The organism is Bacillus sp. CH30_1T (assembly GCF_008364765.1).
Taxonomy (GTDB): Bacteria; Bacillota; Bacilli; order Bacillales; family Bacillaceae_B; genus Rossellomorea.
Genome location: NZ_VTUY01000004.1, coordinates 444,021 through 459,451 on the forward strand (window position 1 = coordinate 444,021; position 15,431 = coordinate 459,451).

The window sequence follows — 15,431 nt, forward strand, 5'->3', positions numbered from 1 at the left end:
TCCCATGATTTGGACTTCATTGTTGACGACGACTTCGAAGATTTATATGAACACGAACTCACGATTAATTGTATAATAATTTCTTTGTGTTTAAAAATATGAAACAGACGTTTAATATTCAAATTGGACTCAGATATATGTATAAGGGAGAAGAGACTTTCTTATTTTATTGTAAGTGCTACGTTGTATAGTAATTCAAACTAATATGTGTTACCATTACTTCTTACAGCAAACAAAGGACGTGACCATTCATGATAAAAATTGAAATCCCACATGTGGATATTTCCATAACGGAACGTAAACAACCAAGAGACTCAGAAGAACCAAAGATCAAAAGCATCCAGGGCTTCATCGATCTTCACAAAATCCCAAGAGATAAAGGCGGTATCATCTTATTTTACAACATCAACGACGAACTTCTCTTCGTTGGGAAAGCACGAAAACTAAGACAAAGAGTCAAGAAACATCTTGAAGATACCGTTTCACCACTACGTAACCACAGAGGCGAAATCTACCGAATCGATGTGGCTATTGTAGAAGATGCAATGGATCGTGACATTTACGAAACATATATCATCAATAAGCTCCAAGCGAAATATAACGTAGATAAAGTTTTCTATAAATAATATCAAAAAGGAACCATTGTCACAAAATAGACGCTGGTTCCTTTTTGGTTGAAAAGTGTATATCATCAGGTAGCAGTTTTCACCTAATCACAAATTCCGGATTCCATCTAACCAACAACACTTCTCGAACCCCATAATATGTCGTATTAGTGCGATCCGTCACTCCATAAGACACCGTACATCCATCATCCGACCAAGCGATGTTGATTGTTACTATGACAGAAGGTCTCTTCACTCCTGCAATTTCAATATCCACTGACTGATTTAACTCAAAAATCGTCCGAAAACTAAGCTCTTCCCGCTGTATCGACGGCGGGGAAGGAGCATCTTCTATATTCACAAACTTCTTATCTTGATTATGGATGTCATACGTAATAAATGAACTCCCAGGCTTTATCCAGTACGTAATTAGTGCCACACGTCCTGCTTTTAAGGGTGTCCCCTTAAAAGCTTCATGAAAAAGATCTTCATACTTAATGACTTCGTTCAGCTTAATGGGATTGATGGATCCGTTCACAGAAGTACCTCCTTGGTATATGCCTATATATGGTCATAGTTATACATATTGGAGGTTGGGCTTCAATAGAACAGGTAGTTAACTGCAGGTAATGCTATAGAATTAGCCTATTAAGGGAAGGCGTCAGGGATAAGTTGTAATTGAGACGAGTATGAGACCAAGTGGGTATTATATCCTTACACAATAATAAGAAGACTCGTAAAAAACATATCTTCTAAAATAGGATATTGTTTTTTCCCGTACACCAATGATAAACCAAACATTCCTGATCTGATTGATTCAGAATTAAAGTGATACATTCGACTAAATAGATAGGTTATTGGAATGAGCGATGTTTAAAATGGTATTATTAATTAAGTATTTAAAATATTTGAGAGTAGAAAGGGAAAATAATGACTATTCATTTTTCAGAGGTAATCGAACCAAACCTTATAATTGTTGAAGCTTTTAATCGTTGGGAAAACAATCCAGACTTAATTCCTTTAATTCGCCCAAATAAAAATAAGAAGGAGCTGGAAAAACGTTGCCAGATGACTTTAGAAGATTTCAAAAACCGTTTGGACACCCACCACATTTATCTTATTTATACAGATGACAAGCTTGTGGGAGAAATGAATTACATGGTCGACCCAAGCCATCTTCACAAAAGAGCACCCGGAACCGCTTGGATAGGGATTACAATAGGTGAAGAGAATGGTCGTGGTAAGGGAATAGGTTTCAAGGCTATCCAATATTTAGAAGAAGAGATAAAAAGGAAAGGACTTACAAGAATTGAATTGGGTGTGTTCGAGTTTAATACCCACGCTTATAAGCTTTATCAACAGTTGGGGTATCAAGAAATTGCTAGAATAGCTGACTTTACCTATTGGAATAATAAAATGTGGTCAGATATCAGGATGGAGAAGCATTTAGGAGAAAGAGCATGAGAAGATAAATTCTCTTAAATTACAAATAGTTGAACAGAAAAAGGCCGAAGTAAGATCAATCTTTCTCATTTCTTGATACATTATTGTAATAAATGTAATGTTTATTCATTCTCATTCACACGCACTCCCCTCACTTATGGGTGGACTAGGTTATACAAAAGAAAGATTAAAGAATGTATTCCGTTCATTAGAACCTGTAGAAATTAGAAAGATGATTGATAAAGTTGATTCTGAAAACTTATTTGGCACTTCGGATTTATTGACTGGTCTTTTCCAAAAGAGGTAATCAAAAGAATGGAACTGCTAAAATTAACTAAAAAAGGGACGACATGATCACTAATTAGTGATCATGTCGTCCCTTTTTTACACCCTGAATCGAGACAAGAAACGCAAAAATTCCTTTTGTACTTTATGTTGATATTTTGTAATGGCAAAGGTTTTTGCTTCTGGCATGGGAAAAGCTTTTGTTTCAACCTCTAAGAGTCTTCCTTCCAGCAGCTCTCTCCTGACTGTAGATGAGGGAAGATAGGAAACGCCAAGGCCTTCTGCGATGAATCGTTTCGTAATATGTGTTTGTGAAACCCTCATCATCCTAGTTTTTGGATAGAATTGCTTTATTGTATAACAAAGATCATCCCAATAAGCAGGGTGATTGTGGGTCAATAAGTAATTCGATGCTAATAACTCCTCTTCTTCCAAAGGTGGGGCTGATTCGAAATCCCGTCCATCATGAGGAGCCACTAAAATGACTTTATCTGAAAACAATAGAGTATGTTCAAGTTCAGGACTATAGCAAGGAAGGCAGGAAAGTCCAATGTCGACTCTTTCCTCTAAAACAGCCTTCTCAATTTCAGCAGATTCAATAATTTCAACCGAAATCTCAACCTGGGGATGAGTTTCTAAATATTGTTTTAATACAAAAGGTAATACATTATCAGCAATCAAGGGGGATATAGCCATTTTAAGTGTTGTCGTATATCCCTGACTAAAGGATTGAAGATCAGAGATTCCTTCTTCATAAATCTCGATCAATCTCTTAGCATGCTGTAAATAGGACCTTCCCGCTTCTGTCAGTTTGATTTTCTTCCCAACTCTCTCAAATAGGATAACTCCCAGTTCCTTTTCAAGTTGTTTAATATGTACCGTAACGGTCGGCTGTGATATATATAATCGCTCAGCTGCTTTCCTGAAGTGATTGAATTCAGCTGCTGTAATAAACGTTTTCACCACATTCAAATCCACTTTTCCCACCCTATCCTTATTAATATATGTAATCAATTGAATTAAATATATTTAATTTTCTTAATTATAAATTCATTATACAATAATTGTAATAAAGGAAAAGGGGATGAAACGAATGTTTAGTGAAGGATTGAAAGGAATTATAGCAGCACAAACAACAATCAGTCATATTGATGGAAAGGAGGGTGTGCTCATCTATAGAGGATATGAAATCGGGGAACTTAAGGATCTGTCATTTGAAGAAGCTGCTTTCTTATTATGGTATGGGCATCTTCCAACAAAGGAGGATGCAGTGGTTATCAAAAAGAAACTGAGTACTAATCGATTCCTGACGCCTGTAATGAAGGACATCCTTCATTCTCTACCAGAAGGAATGGACATGATGAGTGTATTAAGAACCGTTATCTCCTCTGAGGGAGGACCAGAATACAATTGGAGACCAACAATTGAACAGGCAATGAGGTTAACGGCCGTTATTCCTTCTATTATTGCCTACCGATTCAATATGATATTAGAAAAACCTGCAGTTGATCCGAATACACAGCTGAACCATGTGGAAAATTATCTCTATATGTTAACCGGAAAGATTCCGTCAAAGGCAGTTGCGGATGCATTGGAATCATATATGGTCCTAACACTTGAGCATGGGATGAATGCTTCTGCTTTCTCTGCAAGAGTTACGGCCTCAACGGAATCCGATCTGGTTTCTGCCGTCACTGCAGCCATAGGGACAATGAAAGGTCCACTTCACGGAGGAGCACCATCCGGAGTCATTGATTTACTGAACGAAATAGGTACAGCTGAAAAAGCCGAAAGTATCATCAGAAGAAAATTGCTGAATGGGGATAAGTTGATGGGGTTTGGCCATCGGGTGTATAAGACTCATGACCCCAGAGCCATCACTTTAAGAAATACCCTGTTAGAAAATAAGGGGGGAGATCAGTCTTTGGATCTTGCACTTTATGTGGAGAAGAAGGCGATTGAACTTTTAGCTGAAATTAAGCCGGGGAGATCGTTATACACAAATGTAGAGTTTTATGCAGCTGCCATTATGAAATCGATCAATCTTCAATCAGATCTCTTCACACCGACATTTACAGCCAGTCGAATTGTTGGATGGACGGCACATGTAATGGAGCAGGCTGAAAACAATACAATATACAGACCTCAGTCAGAATATATAGGAAATCGAAACAGCTAATGATCCTACATGTTTACATTTAACCGGTTTGGTTTCGAAGTGCAAAATTACAAATAGAATATTAAATAACATTGGTTTTACCAACCAGATTGGTAAAGTAAAACACATTATAATTAGCATAGAAAAACGCTCCGAGTTGAAAAAGCTCAGAGCGTATCTTTTTAATTCATATACAACCTAAGCACCCCTTTAAAACAAGAAGGACAATTTAATTTTTTCTAGAGTTTCCCTCGATTTTATTTTTGATATATCTATGAAATTTATTATAAAAAATTATATTTAAAATCATTACAGGGAAGTAAAATACTAAGGAATACCACGATTTCCACGTCTTATAAGTAAAGAGACTAAAGAATTCAACTCCTATCCATTCTAATCCATATAATATCCCTGCTCCCAATATAATATAGAGCAAGTTGCTAGGTTTATTTTTCGCATAATAATTCATTAGAATAAGAAGAGTAAACGGATAGACTATATTTTGCAATAATATATCCATTATCTCGCCACTATCGTGGTCTACTGTATCATAAAAATCATAAGGGTCCATTGCTAAGAAGTAACATCCAACGGTTGTATATAAAAGGTTAAATAACAATATTCCTATAATCTCCGTATTTAAAAGAGTCTTATTTCTCTTATGTAGGAAAGAAAAAACTGAAATGACTAAGATAGTAATAAATATGGTAAACCATTCATTTTCATCAAATTTTTTAGGCAATATCGGTTTTAATATCTCAAAAGTTTTCTCGAAGCCCACTATATTACCCTCTCTCTTTTCAATATACCGAAGAGAAATTCAGTGAAAAAAAGAGTAACCAATATAACAAACATCTCGAAAAACATATCTAATGATGGGTACCAGCTTATACTGTCTGACCGTAAGACTCCAATAAATAAAAATGTTTTTTCGACTATAATTCCAAACAATATCCAAGAGAACGTAGCTAGTAATTTCTTACATAATGTAACTTTAGAACGATATACTGCCATTAACCATAAGAGGCCAACTGCAAACACAACTCCATAATGTAGTCGTATAGTCCAAAACGGAAAATGCTCTGTGACAACAGTTATTCTGTCATATGGGGAGGAAAGTGTATAAAACAGATTTTGACAAAAATAGGAGGTGAACATAAATAGCATAAAAATTTCTATTTTAGTGAACCACTTTTTTAATAAAGGAAGTGTCAAGATAAGAAATCCTGAAATGACAAGTAGTATAAAGAAGGTAGTTGCTAACATTATTTTCAAAAACTCCTAACTTTTTTATTACTCTTTTTAGAATACTCTTAACTTGTCCAAATTATTTTTTCTTTATTAAGCTATTCTGTTCCTTTAGCTTAAAAAGGAACAGCGATTCTCTTTTAAAGTATCGCACCCTATAGGAAGCTATTTATTTTACATGATGAAAATCATAATCATGTTAATAATTATGATAGTTATAATTAAGCCCAGTAAACTTTTTAAAAGTAATACTCATAGCACCATTTTGAACTCGAAAACCGAACCCGTTAGTTTACATTTTCGAAAAGAGCCTTTCAATATGAACATAGTTCTATACCTAGAAGTTCAGTCCGTACTTTTTCAGTTCTTCTGTATCATTTGGCAATGTCACATATCCTTCTAATTGCATATCAAGTTTTTCCAGCAGTTTAGATGAGGATTCATTGTCCTTCGTCGTAATTGCTACAACACGTTTTATTCCTATGTCCTTTGCAAGATCCAACGTAGCTCGTGCTGCTTCATATGCATACCCTTGAGATTGATGGTCAGAGAGAATCGCAAAGCCGATATCTACATCTTCAAGTCCTTCACGCTTAATCAATCCACATAATCCAATCGGAGCATGATCCTCCTTACGTTCTGTTAAGTACAAACCGAATCCTTCCCGTTCATACATTGCCCTCGGAACGTTCATGATATAGCCCTTTGCATCATCGATTGTACGAATTCCTTTGTCACCTATGTACTGTAGCCATCCAGGTTCATTTAATAGTTTCATAATAAATCCTGCGTCAGTTTCCTCAACCAATCTCAATACGAGTCGTGATGTTTCTGTTACCTTCATATGGAACACCTCACTTTAATCATTCCATTATATTTTAACTCGAAACATAAAATAGGTGTATTTATTCTTTGTAATGAGCTGGGAAAAATAAAATCAAATCGGGGAAACGATCATAAGCTATCTGCTATTCTTTCAGCTGAAAAGGTGCAGTGTTCCCACCACTGTCATCATTGCGAGACACACACCTGAAAAAAATCCAAGACTACTATTCAATTTTCTTCATGTTATAGTTTCTTTATATTAAATGAACATAATTGAGGTGTAATAATCATGGGGAATAAATTTAAAATAGTAGACCCAAAAATCCCTGCTCGTTTAGAGTTGGCAAATTTTCAAGATGTCTATTATGAAGAAGATCCATTCCTATCGAATTGTATTATCGAAAATGCCAGACTGGACCACGAAGAGATCGATCAGCTCGTGATATCTAAAGTGATGCTTAAAAATGTCTCATTCGTCGGTGCATCATTCCCACGGATGGATATGACAGATGTCGTTTTTGAAAACTGCGACCTGTCGAATGCAAAGTTTAACGAGGGAATCATACATCGGGTGACCTTCAAGGAATGCAAATTATTGGGTGTGAATTTTTCGGGGGCTAATTTAGGCAATGTCCGTTTTGAGGAGTGCTTGGCAAACATGAGTGACTTTGTTGAAGCACGATTAAAGCAGGTGATATTTACCCAGACGCTTTTACAAAATGCCAACTACTCTGACTGTGAACTCTTGAAAGTAAACTTTAATCAATGCGATCTTAATGAGATTGACTTCACCCAGACTGACCTTAAAGGAATTGATATTAGTACCTGCAGGTTTACACGTATAAATGTAGCTCTTGAAAATCTTTCTGGTTGTGAAGTGTCACCTGAACAAGCAATCGGGTTTGCAAGCTTATTGGGATTGAAAGTAAAGGAGTAGGCGTAAAGGAAAGCAGAGGTTGTTCAATCTGTCCGCATTTTTAAGTGCATCAGTGTAAAATCCATCAAATCCTAAAAAATGCATCAATTCATTCAAGCTGGCATATTCATGTAACAGGGCCCATTGCTTTCCAATTCGAAGGGGGAAAACAACATGAACATCTTCATCTGGGTTTTACAAGGGGTATTGGCCGGAATGTTTTTAATGGCAGCAATCGGAAAATTGACCGGATCGAGCTTGCATCGTGGTGTATTTGATCATTTACGTTTACCTCAATGGTTTCGGGTCGTCACTGGATTAGTGGAATTATCAGGTGCCGTACTATTGGTACTTGGTTATTGGAATGAAACGTACATTGGCCCTGGATCTCTCATTCTTGGCGTCACAGCTTTCGGTGGAATGCTTGCCCATATTCGTGTGAAAGATGGATTCAAAGATACTTTTATGATTGTCCTCCTAGGTATCCTTTCATTTATATTACTTTATTTGGTTAGGTAGCGTTGATTTGCAAAATATACACTGAGATTTCATTCGAAGATATTGAAAATACGAAAGGAGTGGAAAACAACCCCACTCCTTTTTCTTTCGTTTCTTTACAGTAAGTGAAACTTTTACCAATTTCGTTTCGTACATCTTATTATGAGCTTTTGAGTTGGAGGAGGTTATTTAATGATCAAAGTTGAGAACATAAGCAAGCGATATGATTCGATTCAAGCCCTTGACGATATTCATTTAATTATTCCAGAAGGCTCTTGTTTTGGGCTGGTAGGACCCAATGGTGCAGGGAAATCGACACTTATGAAGATCTTATCCGGGGTTTTACAAAGTTTTGAGGGGGATATCATCGTCAACGGGCATTCTGTCATGAAAGAAAGATTAAAGGTAAAAAAGCTCATTGGATACATACCTCAAGATATCTGTCTGGAAGAAACCCTTACTGCCAAGGATAATTTAATGTATTTCGGAAGCCTTTATGGACTTAAAGGCAAAGACCTTCAAGATCGTTGCGAAAAAGTGTTACAACAAATCGGTTTAAAAGAACGCGGGAAAGACAAAGTCATCACCTTTTCAGGAGGTATGAAGCGCCGATTGAATATTGGCTGTGCTTTACTGCATAATCCCTCCATTGTGATCATGGATGAACCTACCGTAGGAATCGATCCACAATCAAGAAACTCGATTTTCTCTATCATTCAGGAGTTAAAGGAGAAGGGAAGTACAATCATCTATTCGAGTCACTACATGGAGGAAGTAGAGCAGCTATGTGACAGCATCGGACTAATCGACAAGGGGACATTAGTCGAATGCGGAACAATGGAAGAACTGCAGCAGAAATATAATAAACCCTCATTGTTTATTTCCGGAGAAGGTTTAGATGAAGTCAGCTTATCCATACATGGGCAGGTCAAAGCCAAAGGAAATGGATTTCTTTTGCAAAGTGAATATCCTTTGACGACGCTGGAAGAACTGATTGTCGAGTTCCGCAATCAAAACATTATCCCAAGAAGGCTGGAGTTGTATCAGCCAAAACTGGAGGATATCTTTTTCGCTTTGACTGGAACACAACTGCGAGATTCATAGAAAGGGAGGATGAGCATGTGGGCTATTGCACGGACGGAATTAAAGAAAAATATTCAGGATAAAGGGTTATGGTTTTGGACGTTTATCTTACCAATCGTATTTATTATCGCTTTTGTCTTCATTTTTTCAGGGGATGATAATACAAGTTATAAGGAAGTAGTTACACAAATCATTCCCGGCTACACGATTATGTTTGCCTTTTATATCATGATCTCCATGGTGATTGCATTTGTTAAGGACAGAGATAAGGGCATGGTGTCCCGTATCGCAAGTACCCCATTACCGATCAGAGACTATTTTATAGGAAAATGGATCCCATTTTTGTTAATTGTGCTGATCCAAGTGGCAGTATTATTTGGTTTCGGTGTGGTTGTTTATGATCTGCCATTAGGAGATCCATTCGCATTGATCATGTTATCTTTGTCATTAGCATTTATTGTAACCGGATGGGGTATGGCACTCGCCGTATTGGTTAAAACGGAAAACATGGGGATTGCGATGACTCAGATCATAGCCCTTGGTGGTGCTATGCTTGGGGGTTTATGGCTTCCAGTAGAACTAATGCCGAACTTCATGCAAACAATCAGCAAGGCATTGCCTCAATACTGGGCTATCGAAGGTTACAAAGAAGTTATCCTTGCAAATGGCACAATAAAGGATGTTTTATTTAATATCGGCATTTTGCTTATCGCTGGATTAGCGGGTGGCTTCATTGCATTCGCTGCTTATCCACGATTCCTTCGTTTATCAAAGAATTGACGTGATAACAGTTTTTCTAGTGCTTCCGATTGGGGGAGCTTTTTTATTTTACAAATGACACTAGTCTAAATGGTAAATATGAGGTTCTCATAGAAAATAGTGGTATAATTCAATAGTCTGAAAATTGCATTCTATATTTATCTGGTTTCTTGGAATCGTTCAATGTGATTAATAGAGAATGAATAATTTCAAGTATCGACAAGGTGTTGAGGACAATTAACAGGCTGGGTTCTGTAATATCGAAAGGGGAAAATAAATGAATTTAAACAGTGTGAAAATAGTAGAAGTAAATAAAGCTAATTGGTACGATTGCTGTCAGCTGGAAATTTCCGATGATCAAAAGGCATACATCGAGTCAAATGCAATATCGATAGCTCAATCAAAATTTGAACCTTCACTAAATCCCTTTGCCATCTATTATGAGGACAAAGTGGTGGGCTTTTTAATGTACAATACTGTGCCTGAAGAACTCGATGCTTTCTGGGTATACCGAATCATGGTGGATAAAAGTTATCAGGGTAAGGGTATTGGAAAAACTGCAACTGCCTTGATGATAGAAGGGATGATTGAAACCCTTAATGTCGATAAGATTGTAGTGGGGTATCATCCTGAAAATAAAGGGGCACACCATTTATTTTCCAGTCTGGGATTTGTTGACCAGGGAGATAGATTCGGCAGGGAAATGGCTGTTGTGAAAACTTTGAAGTGATAAGAAATAATACAGGAAAGGCCAAGTTTAGATAATTGGCCTTTGAGTATCCTGGGCTTGAAAACTAATCAACTATCATATTATGTCCAACATTCCCCGAATCCTTTCTTTTGCTCCTTTACGCCACTTCTTCACTGCAGAAATCGAAACATTCTCTACCTCTGCAATCTCACTTACCGTCAGCATGTGCATACATGTATAAAGCACCCATTTTCTCTGATTTTCAGTTAAGCCCTCACAGTAACTGTACAGTAATTCTTGTGCTAACCCATCATTCACTTTTTCATCCTCTACGATTTCAAAAAATTCCGCTTCTTTGAAAATACTTTTCTCTTCATTCCGGTTTTCACTTGTTAATTGAGATAGTATTCTGCCGCGTACAAATGAATAAGCATATGCTGGGAAAGCCCCTTTTTCTGGATCAAAATTTTCATGTGCTTCCCAGAGTGCAATGAGACCAGTCTGATAATATTCATGCTTATTTTTGTATATGTGCAAAGAATGAATCACTTTATGAATCATTAAATCATATTGCTTATAAAGCTCTTCAAATTTCTCCAACTCAGATTCCTTCTGATTGGCGCGCCTCTCTTTGTATTCCCGGGTAGCTTAACCATACAAAGAAAAAGGGAGGGGAACAAAAGGAGTAAGCGTACGTAAACCTGAAGTAAACACAGAGTAAATAATGGAGGTGTATTCCTCTTTTTCTCATTAAAAACGCATTGTTTACCTGAATTATCATCGTTAAATATGGAAATGCGAATCAACATTGTCTCATTATTCAAGATTTATTACTTTAAGGACATATTAAGGTAGATTCGTTTACCATATTAGATCTTAAGGCAATACTAGGAGTACGAAGTGATGCAAAGGAGGGACTAACATGCCAAGGAAAGATGAAACCTCAACTGAACAAAAAGGTGAACTGGTACAGGAAAGAGAGAAAAACGAGATGCTTGAACGAATGTTAGCAGCTGTTCTGAACTATTTATCCGATGATGAAATAGAAGAGATTGACCTTGAATATCTCCTGACAAATACAAAAGATCTTAGACAATGGTGGGATCAGTACAGGGAAAAAAACAAAAAGCAGGTTGAGGATGAAATCAAAAAGTCTTTGAGCAAGTTGAGTCTTGAAGAACTAGAAAGTATTAGGGAACAAATAAAGGAAAAGAATGGCTAAGTCATTGATGACTTAGCCATTTTATGTAGAATTTTTTAATATAAAACAATCCCATACTACCTTAGATTAAAGAAGTCCAAAGTTAGCTTTCTAAATTTTGAGTTATTCATAATATTATTATGTATACTAAAAGTTGTTTATTAAGGAATTGATCGAATAGAAGGTGAATGGATAATGAAATGTTTTTTAAGGGGTACAAGCATTGGATTAACTAGCTTATTAGGTGATTTATGTTAAAATAGAAAGAGATTTATAGGAGGGAATAATCATTCTTCATTGGTATCTAACCTCAGCTTTTGCATTAATCTTAATGGTATTCAACGCTATGATTGAAAAAAAATTACGAAAATTATTTCATATTTCCAAAGAGGAAATGAATAAAAAAAAGGAATATGTATTAACGATTTCTACTATTGCATCTGCCATCACCATGTTAATCTTCATGGTGATTCTTGAGCAACTTTCAATATAAGCAGAGGAGAATTTATGACAAAATCATACGTTCTTTTTATAGGCGGATTATTTATATTTATGCTGGGTATTTTCTTATCCATCCAGTGGATTGTTATTGGAACCTTGTTTAGTATCGCTGGTGGTTTAATAATGGGAAGCAGTTCATATTTTTTGGGAAGAAAACTGTAAAAAGACGATAACACTAGTTAGTCATTTGATTGAGTAAGAAAAAACGCTCCGACTGAGCGTTTTTTCTTCATTATAATTGGCAAAGCTTTAATTCAAATCCCTTTAGTAATTTCTCGAAACAACTGATCTGCAATCGCCACAACCCTTACTGGCATTTGATTCACGATAACGGTCAAAAACATTTCACAGTCAGGATAATAAAGTGTCACTGATTCGTACCCATGTATCCCTCCCTGATGACCAATGGCTTGTCTTCCATCATCAAAGGTATATTGATGGAGCCCCAAGCCATAGGAGTGCTTCGGATCATCAGCTTCGAGGAATTGCATCATGTCATTCATCGATTCCTCAGATAATAGCTTGCCTGTAAGAAGGGCTTTCACAAACGTTTGAACTTCGATAGGATTGGAAACAAGAGCACCTGCAGTCCATATAATCGATACGTTGAGATTCGTAATTTCTGATATTTCATCTGAAAGGTCTGTCAGGTCAGGAGTCGCTCTAGAGTATCCTGTCGCAAAAGGTTTTCTCAGATCATTCGTACTTGGAAAGTATGTCCTTTTCAATTGAAGTGGTTGGATGATCCATTGATCGAATAAGTATTCGATCGATTTTCCGGAGAGTTTTTCCGCTATCATTCCAAGCAGAATATAGCCTGAATTCGAGTAGTTAAATTCAGTACCCGGTTCAAATTCAAGGTCATTGGTGGCAATAAGTCTGATAAGGCTCTGTGGCGGGAATTCATCATGAAGGCTGGATACTGCGTGCTGGATACATTTTGTTCCTGCAACATCCATCCATATATAGTCCTTCAATCCACTTCTATGTTGAAGCAATTGACGGACGGTTATATGAGTCCCGTCTTTCAAGATACCGGGTAAGAAGGAATCCACGGTTTGTTCAAGTGACACAATGCCTTCATCCTTCATTTTTAAAATAAGTGTGCTGATGAAGATCTTCGTAATGCTCCCGACCCGTAGATGATCATACGGGTCTAACTTTGCATCTGATGCGATATGACGAACCCCGGCTGCCATTGGATAGTCCTCTCCAGATGAATCTGTCAGGCATAATGAGATGCCAGGAAGTTGATATCTCTCACGAAATGATCGGACGGTATCCTCAACCAATAGTCGATCTATCAAAAAAATCATCCTTTCGAGTTGGAATTAATCAAAGTGTATCAATGGTTCATCTTAAAGTACTCAGTCTGGAAACCGAGATCTCATCCTACTAAGGGAGAAATAGAAGATTCTGGCAGGATATGTGATGCCTTATATTGAAAGGTATTCTAGTAGTCTATAAAAAATGGAGGAAGCTATATGATCAAAAGTCCGATCAAAAACAAAGTGAACCTGGTTTTTATTCCTGTAAGTAACATTGAAAAGTCTAAAGAATGGTACTCTAAAATTCTCGGGATCGAAAAAGGAGAAGACCATTTCGATCATCTATTCGTAGCCGACATGGATGGTGCAGGTATGATTCTTGACACAATGCCCATGTGGAAAGACGAAAATGGAAAACTACCCAGGCTGAACTTTCCGGCAATTCAATTTGCCACTGATGATATCTATGATTCCTATCAATTTATGCAAGAAAATGGTGTCGAATTAGTAACTGATATTCAAAATGATCAATACTTTGTTTTTAAAGATCCTGACGGGAATGTGTTGATGGTTTGTAAATAGTCATCATTTAATAGTTGGGAGACTTTTTTTAAGTCTCCCGTTAGTATACATATGAGAAATGAAAGCAATTAGAAGGAGAGATTATCCATGCCCATCCGAAATTCAGCTAAAGCCCTCATTATAAGAGATGATAAAATCCTGCTCACTAAGAATAAAGACGGGAATGGATACTTTTATCTGTTTCCAGGTGGTGGCCAGGAACAAGGTGAGACACTTCATGAAGCTTTAAAAAGAGAATGTATCGAGGAAATCGGAAGGGAAGTGGAAGTAGGAGAACTCATACACATACGAGAGTATATCGGGCGAAACCATGAACATGCTTCCTTTGATTATGACGTACATCAGATGGAGTTTTATTTTAGGTGTTCAATGTTCAATGAAATGGACAAAGATCCTGCTCCTACCAATCCAGATAGTCATCAGGTAGGGGTCGAATGGATGGATTTGAATGAGTTAACGAATTGTAGATTATATCCTAAGAAAATCATTCATTATCTAAATAAAGACCTGGCTCCTGTAGTATATCTTGGAGACATCAACTAATGTAACAAGCTCAGGGTACACTCTGAGCTTGTTTCCATTTAGAGATTATCCTTGATCCATTCCCCAGTCGTTATCGTATCCGCAAACCAGCGAAGCACTTCATTATGATGTGAGATAATTTGATCTGCAGAAATATTACTTTTATTAAAAGTAGAGTGTGCATCTGTTAATAATGTCACCTTATAACCTAAACTAAATCCCCTTCTGCAAGTTGTATCTACACAGGCTTCGGTTTGAATACCTGAGAGGATCAAGTGCTCAATATGTAAGTTAGTTAATTGCTGATGAAGATTTGTTTGATAGAAGCTATCAGGTGTATTCTTATGTACAATGATATCCCCGCATTCAGGAGAAATAGCTTCATGAATGTTCCAGCTCTCTGATTCCTTCTCTAATGGACTGTTTTTCGGACCGACATGTTGAATATAAATGACTGGTATATCTTGTTTCTTTGCATATCCAATCACTCTTTTAACATTTTTTAAAAGTGTTTCTCCTCGATGAATCGGTGGTTCAATCGAGAACATTCCATTTTGCACATCAATGATCAGCAGTGCTTTCTTCAAGCGATTCCCTCCTTAATGCTCAATTCCCGTAGGTGGTTTCGGTCTTTTGACTAACTCTCCACTACAGTTCGGGCAGATAGAGTCATTTTTAGCTGTACAATCCTCACAAAAGGTACATTCATGCACACAGATATACGCGTCATACGTTAAAGTCCTCCGGCACGCCTGACAATCCGTCTTCATTTCTAATCCCATATGTAACTCCCTTTCTATTAAGCTCTTTCCATTATATTCTAAAATGCGTTAATATAGTGAATAT

The 15,431-nt window shown here is 37.0% G+C and carries 20 protein-coding genes; 12 read left to right on the forward strand and 8 right to left on the reverse strand.

Annotated elements, in window-relative coordinates; genetic code table 11:
• Positions 1-251 precede the first annotated feature (251 nt).
• Positions 252-626, forward strand: a complete 375-nt coding sequence (locus F0342_RS09755) for a nucleotide excision repair endonuclease (protein ID WP_149155757.1) — start codon at positions 252-254, stop codon at positions 624-626.
• Between the two features lie 79 nt (positions 627-705).
• Here F0342_RS09755 and F0342_RS09760 read toward each other — a convergent pair whose 3' ends face one another.
• The gene (locus F0342_RS09760; RefSeq protein WP_149155758.1) at positions 706-1,143 is read right to left on the reverse strand and encodes a hypothetical protein; all 438 of its coding nucleotides are present in this window, start codon (positions 1,141-1,143) and stop codon (positions 706-708) included.
• A gap of 392 nt (positions 1,144-1,535) precedes the next feature.
• Between F0342_RS09760 and F0342_RS09765 the strand changes: the two genes are divergently transcribed.
• The gene (locus F0342_RS09765; protein WP_149155759.1) at positions 1,536-2,069 is read left to right on the forward strand and encodes a GNAT family N-acetyltransferase; all 534 of its coding nucleotides are present in this window, start codon (positions 1,536-1,538) and stop codon (positions 2,067-2,069) included.
• Between the two features lie 363 nt (positions 2,070-2,432).
• On the opposite strand, the gene F0342_RS09770 is transcribed toward F0342_RS09765, so the two are convergent.
• Positions 2,433-3,311, reverse strand: coding sequence for a LysR family transcriptional regulator (locus F0342_RS09770; RefSeq protein WP_149155760.1), 879 nt, complete (start codon positions 3,309-3,311; stop codon positions 2,433-2,435).
• 115 nt (positions 3,312-3,426) lie between these two features.
• Here F0342_RS09770 and F0342_RS09775 point away from each other — a divergent pair, with 115 nt between their 5' ends.
• Positions 3,427-4,512, forward strand: a complete 1,086-nt coding sequence (locus F0342_RS09775; RefSeq protein WP_149155761.1) for a citrate synthase/methylcitrate synthase — start codon at positions 3,427-3,429, stop codon at positions 4,510-4,512.
• Between the two features lie 208 nt (positions 4,513-4,720).
• On the opposite strand, the gene F0342_RS25705 is transcribed toward F0342_RS09775, so the two are convergent.
• Together F0342_RS25705 and F0342_RS09780 are read right to left on the reverse strand one after the other, a co-directional pair.
• Positions 4,721-5,272 carry a CBO0543 family protein gene (locus F0342_RS25705; RefSeq protein WP_395940673.1) on the reverse strand — a complete coding sequence of 184 codons (552 nt, stop codon included), beginning with the start codon at positions 5,270-5,272 and terminating at the stop codon, positions 4,721-4,723.
• A gap of 804 nt (positions 5,273-6,076) precedes the next feature.
• On the reverse strand, positions 6,077-6,583 hold the full coding sequence (locus F0342_RS09780) for a GNAT family N-acetyltransferase (RefSeq protein WP_149155762.1): 507 nt from the start codon (positions 6,581-6,583) through the stop codon (positions 6,077-6,079).
• A gap of 270 nt (positions 6,584-6,853) precedes the next feature.
• Between F0342_RS09780 and F0342_RS09785 the strand changes: the two genes are divergently transcribed.
• The 5 genes from F0342_RS09785 (at position 6,854) to F0342_RS09805 (ending at position 10,550) form a co-directional block, all read left to right on the forward strand.
• On the forward strand, positions 6,854-7,501 hold the full coding sequence (locus F0342_RS09785; RefSeq protein ID WP_149155763.1) for a pentapeptide repeat-containing protein: 648 nt from the start codon (positions 6,854-6,856) through the stop codon (positions 7,499-7,501).
• 153 nt (positions 7,502-7,654) lie between these two features.
• Positions 7,655-7,999: a DoxX family protein gene (locus F0342_RS09790; protein ID WP_149155764.1), complete on the forward strand. Its 345-nt coding sequence runs from the start codon at positions 7,655-7,657 to the stop codon at positions 7,997-7,999.
• A gap of 171 nt (positions 8,000-8,170) precedes the next feature.
• Entirely contained in the window at positions 8,171-9,082 is a 912-nt protein-coding gene (locus F0342_RS09795) for an ABC transporter ATP-binding protein (RefSeq protein ID WP_149155765.1), read from the forward strand.
• 15 nt (positions 9,083-9,097) lie between these two features.
• Positions 9,098-9,841, forward strand: coding sequence for an ABC transporter permease (locus F0342_RS09800; protein WP_149155766.1), 744 nt, complete (start codon positions 9,098-9,100; stop codon positions 9,839-9,841).
• Between the two features lie 256 nt (positions 9,842-10,097).
• On the forward strand, positions 10,098-10,550 hold the full coding sequence (locus F0342_RS09805) for a GNAT family N-acetyltransferase (protein ID WP_149155767.1): 453 nt from the start codon (positions 10,098-10,100) through the stop codon (positions 10,548-10,550).
• Positions 10,551-10,625: 75 nt separating this feature from the next.
• Here the strand turns inward: F0342_RS09805 and F0342_RS09810 are convergent, their stop codons facing one another.
• Positions 10,626-11,111: a sigma-70 family RNA polymerase sigma factor gene (locus tag F0342_RS09810; RefSeq protein ID WP_149155768.1), complete on the reverse strand. Its 486-nt coding sequence runs from the start codon at positions 11,109-11,111 to the stop codon at positions 10,626-10,628.
• A 322-nt stretch (positions 11,112-11,433) separates the two neighbouring features.
• On the opposite strand from F0342_RS09810, the gene F0342_RS09815 reads away from it, so the two are divergent.
• Positions 11,434-11,733, forward strand: a complete 300-nt coding sequence (locus F0342_RS09815) for a hypothetical protein (RefSeq protein WP_149155769.1) — start codon at positions 11,434-11,436, stop codon at positions 11,731-11,733.
• Positions 11,734-12,219: 486 nt separating this feature from the next.
• Entirely contained in the window at positions 12,220-12,375 is a 156-nt protein-coding gene (locus F0342_RS24795; RefSeq protein WP_188048474.1) for a hypothetical protein, read from the forward strand.
• 92 nt (positions 12,376-12,467) lie between these two features.
• On the opposite strand, the gene F0342_RS09820 is transcribed toward F0342_RS24795, so the two are convergent.
• Positions 12,468-13,520: a serine hydrolase domain-containing protein gene (locus F0342_RS09820; protein ID WP_188048475.1), complete on the reverse strand. Its 1,053-nt coding sequence runs from the start codon at positions 13,518-13,520 to the stop codon at positions 12,468-12,470.
• A 177-nt stretch (positions 13,521-13,697) separates the two neighbouring features.
• Here F0342_RS09820 and F0342_RS09825 point away from each other — a divergent pair, with 177 nt between their 5' ends.
• Positions 13,698-14,063, forward strand: coding sequence for a VOC family protein (locus F0342_RS09825; RefSeq protein ID WP_149155771.1), 366 nt, complete (start codon positions 13,698-13,700; stop codon positions 14,061-14,063).
• A gap of 87 nt (positions 14,064-14,150) precedes the next feature.
• Positions 14,151-14,606, forward strand: coding sequence for an NUDIX domain-containing protein (locus tag F0342_RS09830; RefSeq protein WP_149155772.1), 456 nt, complete (start codon positions 14,151-14,153; stop codon positions 14,604-14,606).
• A 38-nt stretch (positions 14,607-14,644) separates the two neighbouring features.
• Here the strand turns inward: F0342_RS09830 and F0342_RS09835 are convergent, their stop codons facing one another.
• Both F0342_RS09835 and F0342_RS09840 read right to left on the reverse strand, forming a co-directional pair.
• Entirely contained in the window at positions 14,645-15,172 is a 528-nt protein-coding gene (locus F0342_RS09835) for a cysteine hydrolase family protein (protein WP_149155773.1), read from the reverse strand.
• Between the two features lie 12 nt (positions 15,173-15,184).
• On the reverse strand, positions 15,185-15,367 hold the full coding sequence (locus tag F0342_RS09840) for a DUF1272 domain-containing protein (RefSeq protein ID WP_149155774.1): 183 nt from the start codon (positions 15,365-15,367) through the stop codon (positions 15,185-15,187).
• Positions 15,368-15,431 lie beyond the last annotated feature (64 nt).

Coding starts and splice junctions, on each gene's coding strand:
- F0342_RS09755 (WP_149155757.1), top strand. CDS start 252: ATGATAAAAATTGAAATCCCACATGTGGATATTTCCATAACGGAACGT.
- F0342_RS09765 (WP_149155759.1), top strand. CDS start 1,536: ATGACTATTCATTTTTCAGAGGTAATCGAACCAAACCTTATAATTGTT.
- F0342_RS09775 (WP_149155761.1), top strand. CDS start 3,427: ATGTTTAGTGAAGGATTGAAAGGAATTATAGCAGCACAAACAACAATC.
- F0342_RS09780 (WP_149155762.1), bottom strand. CDS start 6,583: ATGAAGGTAACAGAAACATCACGACTCGTATTGAGATTGGTTGAGGAA.
- F0342_RS09785 (WP_149155763.1), top strand. CDS start 6,854: ATGGGGAATAAATTTAAAATAGTAGACCCAAAAATCCCTGCTCGTTTA.
- F0342_RS09790 (WP_149155764.1), top strand. CDS start 7,655: ATGAACATCTTCATCTGGGTTTTACAAGGGGTATTGGCCGGAATGTTT.
- F0342_RS09795 (WP_149155765.1), top strand. CDS start 8,171: ATGATCAAAGTTGAGAACATAAGCAAGCGATATGATTCGATTCAAGCC.
- F0342_RS09800 (WP_149155766.1), top strand. CDS start 9,098: ATGTGGGCTATTGCACGGACGGAATTAAAGAAAAATATTCAGGATAAA.
- F0342_RS09805 (WP_149155767.1), top strand. CDS start 10,098: ATGAATTTAAACAGTGTGAAAATAGTAGAAGTAAATAAAGCTAATTGG.
- F0342_RS09815 (WP_149155769.1), top strand. CDS start 11,434: ATGCCAAGGAAAGATGAAACCTCAACTGAACAAAAAGGTGAACTGGTA.
- F0342_RS24795 (WP_188048474.1), top strand. CDS start 12,220: ATGACAAAATCATACGTTCTTTTTATAGGCGGATTATTTATATTTATG.
- F0342_RS09825 (WP_149155771.1), top strand. CDS start 13,698: ATGATCAAAAGTCCGATCAAAAACAAAGTGAACCTGGTTTTTATTCCT.
- F0342_RS09830 (WP_149155772.1), top strand. CDS start 14,151: ATGCCCATCCGAAATTCAGCTAAAGCCCTCATTATAAGAGATGATAAA.
- F0342_RS09840 (WP_149155774.1), bottom strand. CDS start 15,367: ATGGGATTAGAAATGAAGACGGATTGTCAGGCGTGCCGGAGGACTTTA.